The 11,058-nt window shown below is 30.8% G+C and carries 11 protein-coding genes and 1 pseudogene; 9 read left to right on the top strand and 3 right to left on the bottom strand.

Features of this window, described 5'->3' with window-relative positions; translation table 11 throughout:
* A pseudogene (locus RWQ73_RS06775) lies at positions 1-429 on the top strand (GMP synthase (glutamine-hydrolyzing)); the annotation flags it as partial.
* Positions 430-691: 262 nt separating this feature from the next.
* Here the strand turns inward: RWQ73_RS06775 and RWQ73_RS06770 are convergent.
* Positions 692-796: a putative holin-like toxin gene (locus RWQ73_RS06770; protein WP_081450717.1), complete on the bottom strand. Its 105-nt coding sequence runs from the start codon at positions 794-796 to the stop codon at positions 692-694.
* Positions 797-952: 156 nt separating this feature from the next.
* On the opposite strand from RWQ73_RS06770, the gene RWQ73_RS06765 reads away from it, so the two are divergent.
* Complete coding sequence (locus RWQ73_RS06765) at positions 953-1,789, top strand: LysM peptidoglycan-binding domain-containing protein (RefSeq protein WP_314407545.1); 837 nt, start codon at positions 953-955, stop codon at positions 1,787-1,789.
* A 126-nt stretch (positions 1,790-1,915) separates the two neighbouring features.
* On the opposite strand, the gene RWQ73_RS06760 is transcribed toward RWQ73_RS06765, so the two are convergent.
* Both RWQ73_RS06760 and RWQ73_RS06755 read right to left on the bottom strand, forming a co-directional pair.
* The gene (locus RWQ73_RS06760; RefSeq protein WP_314407543.1) at positions 1,916-3,040 is read right to left on the bottom strand and encodes a hypothetical protein; all 1,125 of its coding nucleotides are present in this window, start codon (positions 3,038-3,040) and stop codon (positions 1,916-1,918) included.
* A 459-nt stretch (positions 3,041-3,499) separates the two neighbouring features.
* On the bottom strand, positions 3,500-4,606 hold the full coding sequence (locus RWQ73_RS06755; RefSeq protein WP_314407541.1) for a hypothetical protein: 1,107 nt from the start codon (positions 4,604-4,606) through the stop codon (positions 3,500-3,502).
* 349 nt (positions 4,607-4,955) lie between these two features.
* Between RWQ73_RS06755 and RWQ73_RS06750 the strand changes: the two genes are divergently transcribed.
* The 7 genes from RWQ73_RS06750 (at position 4,956) to RWQ73_RS06720 (ending at position 10,472) form a co-directional block, all read left to right on the top strand.
* Positions 4,956-5,312, top strand: coding sequence for a hypothetical protein (locus RWQ73_RS06750; RefSeq protein ID WP_314407540.1), 357 nt, complete (start codon positions 4,956-4,958; stop codon positions 5,310-5,312).
* Positions 5,312-5,653 (top strand): hypothetical protein, encoded by a 342-nt coding sequence (locus tag RWQ73_RS06745; RefSeq protein ID WP_314407538.1) that lies wholly within the window; start codon positions 5,312-5,314, stop codon positions 5,651-5,653. Before RWQ73_RS06750 ends, RWQ73_RS06745 begins: the two co-directional genes overlap by 1 nt.
* Positions 5,654-5,891: 238 nt before the next feature.
* Complete coding sequence (locus tag RWQ73_RS06740) at positions 5,892-6,986, top strand: cell division protein FtsK (RefSeq protein ID WP_314407537.1); 1,095 nt, start codon at positions 5,892-5,894, stop codon at positions 6,984-6,986.
* 18 nt (positions 6,987-7,004) lie between these two features.
* A complete protein-coding gene (locus RWQ73_RS06735) occupies positions 7,005-7,403 on the top strand; it encodes a hypothetical protein (RefSeq protein WP_314407535.1) in 399 nt (132 codons plus the stop codon).
* Positions 7,404-7,612: 209 nt separating this feature from the next.
* Entirely contained in the window at positions 7,613-8,938 is a 1,326-nt protein-coding gene (locus RWQ73_RS06730; RefSeq protein ID WP_314407534.1) for a Rep family protein, read from the top strand.
* A gap of 81 nt (positions 8,939-9,019) precedes the next feature.
* Positions 9,020-9,250 carry a DUF3173 domain-containing protein gene (locus tag RWQ73_RS06725; RefSeq protein WP_314407533.1) on the top strand — a complete coding sequence of 77 codons (231 nt, stop codon included), beginning with the start codon at positions 9,020-9,022 and terminating at the stop codon, positions 9,248-9,250.
* Complete coding sequence (locus RWQ73_RS06720) at positions 9,237-10,472, top strand: site-specific integrase (RefSeq protein WP_314407531.1); 1,236 nt, start codon at positions 9,237-9,239, stop codon at positions 10,470-10,472. Before RWQ73_RS06725 ends, RWQ73_RS06720 begins: the two co-directional genes overlap by 14 nt.
* The last annotated feature ends 586 nt before the right edge of the window (positions 10,473-11,058 follow it).

Raw genomic sequence — 11,058 nt, 5'->3', positions numbered from 1 at the left:
GTTCGTGCATTAGGTGAAGCACTTGGTCTTCCTCACGAAATCGTTTGGCGTCAACCATTCCCAGGACCAGGACTTGGTATCCGTGTTCTTGGAGAAGTAACAGAAGAAAAACTTCAAATCGTTCGTGACAGTGACTTCATCTTACGTGATGTTATCGCTAAACGTGGATTAGAAGGAGAAATCTGGCAATACTTCACATGTCTTCCAGACATTCGTTCAGTAGGAGTTATGGGAGATGTTCGTACATATGACTATACAGTAGCAGTTCGTGCCGTAACAAGTATCGATGGTATGACAGCAAGCTGGGCTCACATTCCATTTGAAGTACTTGAAGAAATCTCAGCTCGTATCGTAAACGAAGTTGCTCACGTTAACCGCGTAGTTTACGACATTACTAGTAAGCCACCAGCAACTATAGAATGGGAATAGATTACAAATATAATTTGAATGGAGAATCCTAATTTAACTGCGTTTTTAGTTGTTATAAATGTTGCAAATCTATTTAATTCAATTAGGTTCCCCACCAAAAACCCCACCAAAAATTATTCGTGGGGTCTTTTTATTAAAATCTTTGATTTCTTACCTTATCTATGCTAAAATATAAATATAAAAAAGAGAGAGCCGTTTTAAAGACGGTGGCTCTGGTTTAGTTATTATATAACCATCTTACCTTGCCAAAGTATAAAGATGGTTATTTTTTATTGTCTTTTTTTAATGCTACAATACATGCACTAACTACTGAAACAATCAATAGATTTATTCCAATAATCGTCTGTACAATTTCGTAAGCTGACAACTTGCTACTCCTTTCATCAAGATTTTAGTGTATGCGAGCATAGCACCATCCCCTTTCTTATTGAAGTAGCCACCATCTTTATCGGAAGTCTTACACTCCCTAACTTCTCTCTCCAGCTCTGATTATATCAAATTAAACTGAGATAATCAACAACTTATGAGGGATAACAATCTAACAAGTTCTCTTATTTTCCCAGGGGATAAACTTAGTTACGGAACAGTTGTTGCGAAGGCTGAGGAAGCTAAGTCGAACGGGTATTATACTGTAACATTAGGTGATACATTAGGTAAGATTTCTAGAAATCTTGGGGTATCAGTCAATGACTTAGTTCAGTACAATTCAATATCAAACCCTAACTTGATTTTCGTAGGGCAAGTTCTTAAGACACAATCGGAACAAGTTAAGGTGGATAATAAGGTAGTAGAAACACCTGAGGTTAAACCAGTATCTCTTGATGTGGTTAAGGAAGAAAGTAAACCTAAACCAACGGTTATGAATGCAACTGTTGCACCTAAACCTGTACCAGAAGTTGTGCAAAAAGAGGTTAAAAAAGAAGAGGTAAAACCTGTAGAAATTAAAAAGGTTGAAAAGGAAGTACCTAAAAAGAAAGTAGAAGAAGTCCAAGTTAAGAAAGATGAACCGAAACAGGTTGCATCAATTGCTGGTGATAAAGCTAGTGCTATTTATAATGCAGCTTTAGCTCAAATTGGTAAAATCCAAGATTGCACAATGCTTGTAACAAATGCACTTAAATCTGTAGGTATTAATTTCCACGACTGGCCGGCTGGTTACATGAGCTTAGGGACAGTTGTTCCTGCTTCGGAAGTTGTACCGGGTGACTTAATTTATTATCCAGATGGTGGACTAGGGGTTGCTCATATTGGTGTATATGCTGGTAATGGACAAGCTGTTCACGGTGGATGGCAAGGTAACCAGACGGTTCTTAATACAGCTAATGTTGGACATGGTGCTACGTATATTAGAGTAAGATAACAAGGTGAAACGTTATAGTACTACTAATTAAGCCTTATTCGTTAAGGATGTCCTCAAGGTGTGCTTTCGATACATCTTAATATAAAAAAATAAGACTAACCGAAAAGGTTAGTCTTTTGTTTTGCTTTATGGACGTTCTGTACGAACTTCTCCAGTTTTAGAGTTCACCCATACAGTGTAAGTTTCTTGTTTTTGTACTTTACGAACTTTAGTTACAGGTACAGTTTTTGTACCAACTTTAACTTTTTTAGTTTCACGAACTTTACGTACGAAGACTGCTTTTGGTTCTTTTACTGTAGATGGTAACGCAAGTAATTCATCTTCAACTTGTGCATCTGTTAGTTCATCATCCCAACCAAGATGTTTGATTAGTGTACCATTTGCATCAACTAGGTCAATGTACATGTCGAACAGTTGTTTTTCTTCTAACACATCTTCAGTTGTATTTTCTGTATATTCTTCATCTACAGTTACTGTACGCGTACGAGTTTCTTCTTTCCAAGTTCCGTTATCTTCTTTTGGAGAAGTTGGAGTAGTAGGTTCATCTTTTGGTTGAGTGCCTACTGGAGTAGTTGGTTTTTCAACTGGTTTTGTTGGTTCTGTAGGTTTTGTAGTATCCACAGGCTTAACAGGCTCAGTTGGTTTAGTTACATCTACAGGTTTTGTTGGTTCAGTTGGTTTAACTGTGTCAACTGGTTTAGTAGGTGTAACAGGTTTAGTTGTATCAACTGGTTTTACAGGCTTAACGCTGTCAGTTGGTTTAGTAGGGGCTGTAGGTGTTACAACAGGTGTAGTTGGTGCTACTTCTGCAGTTTCATATTCAAAACTTACAGAACCTTTGATAGCGTGAGATTTCACAGTTTTAGCGAATTCCACACGGTCGCTAACAGCAGCTGTGTTAGGTAATGTTTTTACTGTTTTAACAGCTGGAGCTTGTGTTCCAAAATTTACTTGAATGTCTTTTACTTGACCTTTAGCTAAATTACCAAAGCTCACAGTTTTAGCTTGTGTTCCGTCAACTGTATATGTTGTTTTAACTTTCTGAACATCTTCATGAGCAGTAACACGGATTACAGCACCTTGCTCATTTTCTAATACAACAGCACTTACTTTACCAGTTTCTTGAGTTGGTTCAGTAGTTACTTTTACGTCGTTTTCAGCTTTAACGTTTTGATTTACACTAGCTGTTGTTACTGTAGTTAATGCAGCCGCTGCTAGTAGGTAAGATACGGCTTTTTTTGATTTTTCCATAATATCCTCCAAATTTCTATAATTTGTCTTCCTATGAAAATAGGAAAAAATTTAATTTATATAATATAGTTACGACCATTATATCAAAAAAAAAAAAAACGCAAGCTTTTTTTACATAAAAATAATAAGATTATTATGGATTATTTTAGGTAGTTTTAGAAATGATAACTAGCTATTTTCTGTACACACAAAAAGCACTTTTCTAAATTTTTTAGAATAGTGCTTTTCTTAATATCTTTAAAGCTAACATTAATGAAATTATTGTTAGCTTAATATTATATTTTTATTTTATCAAAAACTTTTTCTTTATAGTTTACTCATCATAGAAATCCTCTCTATTAATACAGAAAGTGTAAATCAAAAATAACTACTGTATCTTTTATCAATGCTTTTATTATTAATTTTAGATTAAAGTTTATTTGCCTCTACTATTTTACTACATTTTTCTTATAGTTATATTCATTTCTCAATTTCAGATATTAGGTCCTCCACTTCTGATTCTTTTGATTCTATATCTGACCATATTTTCTCTGCCATTTTAAACTCTTTTAACTCTAGACATTTCTCAAATCTAGAATTTAACTCTTCAATTTCAGATTTTAACTCTACTACTTTTTGTGAACAAAGTTCTAAAAATCGTTCTTCACAATAATATTGAGTTTTATATTTATCGAATAGCTTTTTGTTAAAGTATTCCTTTTCTATATCTCCCTCAAGATTTTTTTGAAAAACAATTAATTCATTGATATAGTTAGAATTTGCTACAGATAATTTTCGAAAAACATCATAAAGGGGTTCTTCCGCTACAGTTAAGTACCTATCTTCCATAACTCCTGATATCTCAGCACGAGTAATTTCATAAATCAGTTTACAATCTTCTTTTATAATATCATATGCTCTCTCTCCAAAATTATTTTCATTCAATGAAATAATTTCTAAAAATTTATCTAGATACTGTTCAAAAGCAATATGAAAGTTCTTAAAATAAACATTTGCAACTTTTTTTTCATAGCTTCTGTTACTATCTTTAGAATCGTATACAACTTCAGAATTAATTAACTCTACAAATAAATTTGCAACTTTTATCGCCTTCTCAGACTTACTAAAATTGTATATTGCCTCACCTAAAATATCTACATTAGCTTTTTCTTCAATAAGTAAAGACATTAGATCACTATCACCACACTCCTTAATGGCATCTTCATAAGACATATATCGTGCATATGGGATATAATTGATTAAATTTTTATTCATTATATTTTGGGTTCTTTCATCTTTCAAAAAATCTAAACAAAAATTAAATATTAAATTATAATAAATTTCTGAATCGGAATTTAGTATATCCTCCATATTCCCCCAAAAAATCTCTAAAACTGATAAAAACTCCCTATTTTCTCTTTTTAACTGTATACTCAAATTATCGTCAATAGTTTTTGTTTTAACCTCGGGTTTTAACTTCATATTTTCTTTTATTGATTCAGCTATAGTGTAACTTAACAAATCTTTCAACTGCGTATAGTCTTCATTCAGAATATTCTTTATAATCTTTGGTTTATTTTTATACAAATCTGTGCACGTAATTCTCTTTTTTAAATCCTTATATAGGGGTTTCTCTCTTAGAAGTTCCCTCTCATTATTTATTATTTTAATCTTATTATTTAGTCGCTCTTGCGATAATTTACAAAAATAATTTAGTATATAACTCATATTCTCACCTCAAAAAACGGAAATTTTCAATTTAAATTTTATCATATTTTCCTGAAAAAATCAATAGTTTTGGTGGTATACTATTTACAGGTGGAAGATAAGAGTCCTATAAATTAAACGGAATAAAATAATAATGAAAAACCACCGAACTAAAAAATTTATATTAATATAAAGAAAGGGCTGCTTAATAGCAGTAATGGTGATAACTATGTTAGAAAACACAAAAATAATCCAAGTTGATATTCTATCAACTTTTGGAAATACTGGATATCAAAAAATATCAAAAGATATGTTTTTAAAAAATATTCCAGATAAATTATATGAACTTTGGTATTCACCAAATGAGTTTTCATTTATAAGGCTTATCGATTTAAACAATATTCAATATCTAAGTAATAATGAACTATCAGAATATTATTCTCAGTTAATAATATTAAAAAATAAACTAGAAATTATATTCAATGATATTTCAATACACTCAGATATATCATCACAAGTGTCTACCAAAGATAAGACTAACTTGTTACAAAAAATATATTACGTCATTAGAGGAGGGAAAATATAATGGCTAAACCTATTTGGAATAAAACACTAGCGGAGGTTTTAAAACACCCCACAGTACAAGTCGTACTAACAAGTAAAACAACTGGTAAGGAGTATACAGCAGATGTAATTCGTCAACTTCCTGTATTTTCAACAGGAGTAATAGATGAAGTCGAAGGTGGATTTAAGTATTCTATAGTAGATACAAAAAATAATCTAGAATACACTATTAAAGCCCCTCAAAAATTAGATGTTAAATTTGGTATAATTTTAGTATTTAAAAATGTACGAGGCGGTTCTACATCGACTGGAAATGGTTGGTACTCAGCAGAATCTGTTGAATTAGCTCAACGAAATGAGTAAGTATCGCAGAATTATTAGAAAGCACGATAGTAAATATCAAAACCATCAGATTATATCGGTGGTTTTGATAATAGCTATCTGCCTTTCATTGGTAATTACATTTATATTATATAACTTCTTTAAAAAGTACTTACTTTACAATTTTATTTTATCTATAAGTCTATTATCACTAATTATGGTCTGCTTAGTAATTTCACTTAAACACAGAGAACAAGTTTCTATATTAGAGATAGATAAAATGAATAAGGAAGCAAATAAATTAGCTAATAGAATAAATAAGTTATTTAACGATAAAACAATCACTGATGTGCTAAAACTTAGTAATTCTACTAGATATGGAGAAGAGATGCCAGAAATATACGTATTTCTTGATAGTTCTTTAAAAGAAGGTTTTATAGCTATAGAAAATATTTCAAATTTTGACAGGGCTGACCGTGATAAATTTGAACAAAAGATATCTGGAGTATTGTCTGGGAAATATCAAAAATATTCTGTTGTAAGCTCTGAGTTAACACTTGATGATAGTTTTATTCTATTCTATTTTGAAGATAGCATAACATCAGAAAGATTAATTATTGAAAATACTGGTGATATAAAAGAAAATATCTCTGAATCTGAACACCATATTAGGCTGGCTAAAAATCTTGTATGGCAATGCAATATTACTGCTCATTTGTCAATAATAGCACGCACACGTGCAGGTAAGTCAGTTCTTGCTGGTGAATATATGGCTAAATTAATGCTCTTACAGAACTGGATTGTTGAATATAATTCAGCAAAATACGATAGATACGTCAAAGAATTCAACGGAAAAAGTGACCCTATTGAAATTGTTAAACGTGCAGAATACTGGTGTAGTGTTATGGAGAATAGACTACAAGAAATCAATAATGCTGGGAAGGATAAATACCTAGATATGAAAGATATGCCTAATATAGCCATTTTCTTTGATGAACTCGGTAATTTAAACGCTTCTCTTGAATCGCTTGATAAAACAGATAAAACACTAAAAATTACATCCAGATGGATAACAGCAATTAACAGACTTTCAGCTACAGGAGCGAGTGCAGGGATTCATATAATTGCAATATCTCAATTTGCCACTAAAGAAGGATTTTTACCATCCTTAGCTAGAGTAAACTGTTCTGATGCTGTAATTATGCTTGGTGGGGCTGCTGACTCTCCAACGGAGAGACAATATTTAATGAGTGGCTTCGCAGACCTACCTAAACGAAGCTACAAAAAGGGGCAAGGAATTGCCAGAATACAAGGATCGGGAAGAAAATGGGAAACCCCCCATTTTTATGAAACCCCTTATATTAAAAATTTATAAATTCAGGAGGCATAACAAATGCGCAAAATTAAACAATTTAACATTGTACTTAACGATAAAATATTAAGAGAATATGCACGATTATACGATGAATCACTTCGTGCACTTACGCGAGAAGAGGATTATAACAATGATAAAATCAGTGAAATAGAAGAATGGATATTTAATGAATATTTATTCCTTGTGGATATTGCCAAAAGTACGTTTAATGTGGAATTATTATCTAATGCTTTTATTAACTTATATATTTCTTCAGAAAGATTTTACGATGAAATTATGGAATATTTCTATGATACAAGGAGTTTGGAAGAGAAGCAAATTCAAATGTCCGAATTTGAACATCGTTTCAAAATCAAATATAATTTTGCGAAATCATTAATGGATAGTTATGAATGTTACGACACTTTCTTCGCATAATTTACTATTTTAAAATTATGGAGTTAATTATTAATTAATTCCTAACGCCTGCGTGGAACAGGGCTTGTCAATGTTCCACGCAGTAAAAAACCAATAAAATCAATGCTTTAAGTCGATTTTCAAAAAAATAAAATCAAGAAAAATCAAGAGAATAATTAAAAGAATAATTAAAAATCGATTTTAAATATTCTCAGAATAGGAGATAATCCATGATAAAAAAAGAAGCAATTTTAAAAACAATAATGCTAGTTCAACAGTTAGACCCTGCTTATTGGGATTTATGGGAAAATAAGGACTCAATAACTACAGCAAATAACGGTGATTTAAGACCACTTTTAGATGAAATCATTTCAAAATTAAAAAGTAATGATATTATACCATCTGAAGTATATTCCATACTTCATGATGAAGACTTATACGAAGATAACAGTACACTTAAACCAAAACATATACATATACTATTTAAATTTGAAAAAGGTGCAACGCTTAACAATATAGCATTAGCTATTGGTATAAATCCACAATATTTAGAAAAGCTTAAATCTGGAAGGTATGGTTACGATAATTGCTTGGCATACTTGATTCACGCTAAAGATGAAAATAAACATCAATATAAACCAGAAGAAGTATTAACTATTCTTGGTGAAAACTATATGGATATATACAAAAAAAGAATTAATACTTGGTTTAAAGGACGAGCAACGAAAACAGCTAAAGAAACAAATTTGAGTGTCGACTGGCTTATCTCAAAAATTGCAAATGGTGAGATAAATAAAGATAAAATATTGCTTACCAATGAATACTATACTATATATTTACATCATAAAAGAAAGGTTAATGAGGCGATAGACACATATAACGAAAAGAAAACTATAAAGACTATTAATGACTTAGAAGATGGACAATTTAGAAAGACTATTATTTATATACAAGGTAATAGTGGTATTGGTAAAACTAGATTTGCAAAAGAGTTAATAAAAATAATTAAACATCTTGCATTACACTATACTGGAGAAATCTGGGAACACTGCATAACGGCATCAACTAACGCTTTTGATGAGTTTAACTCACAAGAAATATTATTGCTTGATGATATACGTGGTAGCAGTATGGATGTTTCAAATTGGCTTAAACTCTTAGACCCGTTCTCTATTTCACCCATTTCTGCACGCTATCATAATAAACAAGGAATTTCTAAAGTTATCATCTTAACAGCACCCCATGACCCCGGTAAGTTCTTTTACGAAGCTGAAGATTCGGCAGGTGAAGATTCTGATCAATTTTATAGAAGAATAGATTTACAAATAGAGGTTACTGACAAATTCCTATTATCTACCCCATATAAACGAGTAATTCCAAAAGAAGAACGGAAAGGAATATGGTATAGAAAAAATACAGAGTATCTATATATTTTCTCAAATCCAAAATCATACAAGAAAGATGAGCTGAAAAAAATAATAATTAAAAAAATTATAAGAAATATGCATTGGACAAAAAAAGATTATCCTTCCGCCGACCAAAGCAAAAAAGGATAACCAAAAGATTAAATAGCAATATTACTATTTATTGCTATTATCTCAAATTTAAAAATAAATAGCAAGGAGATTATTTTAAACATGATAAATAATTGCACAATAAGTAAAACGGAATTAATGAAATTAGGTTATAAAGAACATACTGCAATATCAATTATTAGACAAGCGAAGCAAATTATGGTAAAACAAGGGTATGCATTTTATAACAATAAAAGATTAGGACGTGTTCCTAAATCAGTAGTTGAAAATATATTAGGAATTTCTATTCAAGTAAATAATACTTCGGAGGGAAATTCTAATGGCACAAACTAAAACTAAATATACAGGAGTATACAAGGATGAAAAAGGTAACTTCTTCTATCAGACTGAGCTTGGAATTGATAAAATAACTGGGAAAAGAATCAGAAAAAAAGGAAGAAAAGATAAGAATGGAAAACTATTTTCGTCAGCAGTTGAGGCATACAGAGAACTTACTAGAATAAAAAATGAGTATCATGACGCACAAGGCTACTCTAACTATAGAATGTCTTATAAACAATATATGGATTCTATCTATATTCCCTATTATCAATCTACAGTTGATAAAAGTACTTTTAGTATAAAAAAGAAAATTCTAGAGGATATAAGAGATAGATTTTCTAATACTTTATTACGTTCTATATCATTAGAACAAGTTCAAAATTATAGAATTTGGCTTTTAACTTCAGAAGAATCGGGTGGTCCTGGATATTCTCAAAGTTACGCAAGTCTGATATTTGGAGCTTTTAGAAAATCATTAGATTTTGCATTAACAATGGGATATGTAGAACAAAATATATCAAAGTGTGCAAAAGCAATACCTAAAGGGAAAGCTACTGTCCCATACTGGACAAAATCAGAATTTGAAGCTGTAATATCTAAAATATATATAGGAAATACTTATGAGCATTTGAACTTTATTATGTTATGGATTTATTTCATGACGGGTATTAGAGTTAATGAAGGCTGTGCCTTAAGGTGGAATGATGTAGATTTTAAAAATAAAAAGTTACGTATTCACAATATGCTAATAATACAATCTAAAGAGGATTGGACAATAAACCCCTATACAAAAACTAAAAATGGTAGAAGAACTATAAGTCTAGACTCGGACACGATTTCAGTTTTAAAAAAATGGAAGAAAACTCAAAAAACAATTGGTTTAGGTAATGAAGATGATTTTATTTTCTCTTACGATGGTTTACCTATGATTAAATCTACTATATCTAGAATAATTGCTAGATATGCTAAACTAGCTGGAGTTAAAAAAATTCAAGCTAAAGGATTAAGACATAGTCACGCTAGTTATCTCATAAATGAATTTAATATATCTATACTGATACTATGTAAAAGACTTGGTCACTCATCGCCAGAAATAACGTTAAAACACTATTCACATTTGTGGACTGGTGCAGATGAACATATCGCACTAGAAATGGAAGGAAATATAGTATATAATAGACCTAAGAAAAGCCTTATAAATTTTAATGGTAATCAAGTATTAAAATCAATTTAAGACAACCCCACCAATTACCCCACCAAAACTAGCTTTTTTATCTTTAAAAGTTGATATACGGGGGCTCACGGGTAAGAATCTACTATTGAATGGGAATAATGCGGTGTACATTTGAATTATTAGGAGTATAACGACAACATAATTCTTAGGTACAGCGTATGCAACAAGAACTTTAATCTTAACGAACAAAGTGAGGAAAAGATTATTAGTTCTAACTGTCCATATGTTAAAATATATAGATTGAAAATTAGTTAAAGCACTTTGGATTGTCTCCAAAGTGTCTCCAAAAAGACCTTATCAAAAACTATTGATAAGGTCTTTTTATTAAAAAATCTTTGATTTCTTACCTTATCTACACTAAAATATAAATATAAAAATAGATAATCAAGAATAATACATTCAACACCAAATTTTATCAAAATAGCAACATTTCAATTTCTTGTGACTACTTGTATGATACTTATTATCTGTGTTATAATTAAACGGAATTATAATTTTAAAAGGAAAATGATATGGATTTAATAATTAAAAAAATAATAGACAAGAAAGAAAAAGAAATAATATCAAAAGAGGTCCTTTACGACCT

Source organism: uncultured Gemella sp. (assembly GCF_963525875.1).
Classification (GTDB): domain Bacteria; phylum Bacillota; class Bacilli; order Staphylococcales; family Gemellaceae; genus Gemella.
The sequence above is the reverse complement of the archived record's forward strand: the minus strand, read 5'-3'. Positions and strand labels throughout refer to the sequence as shown.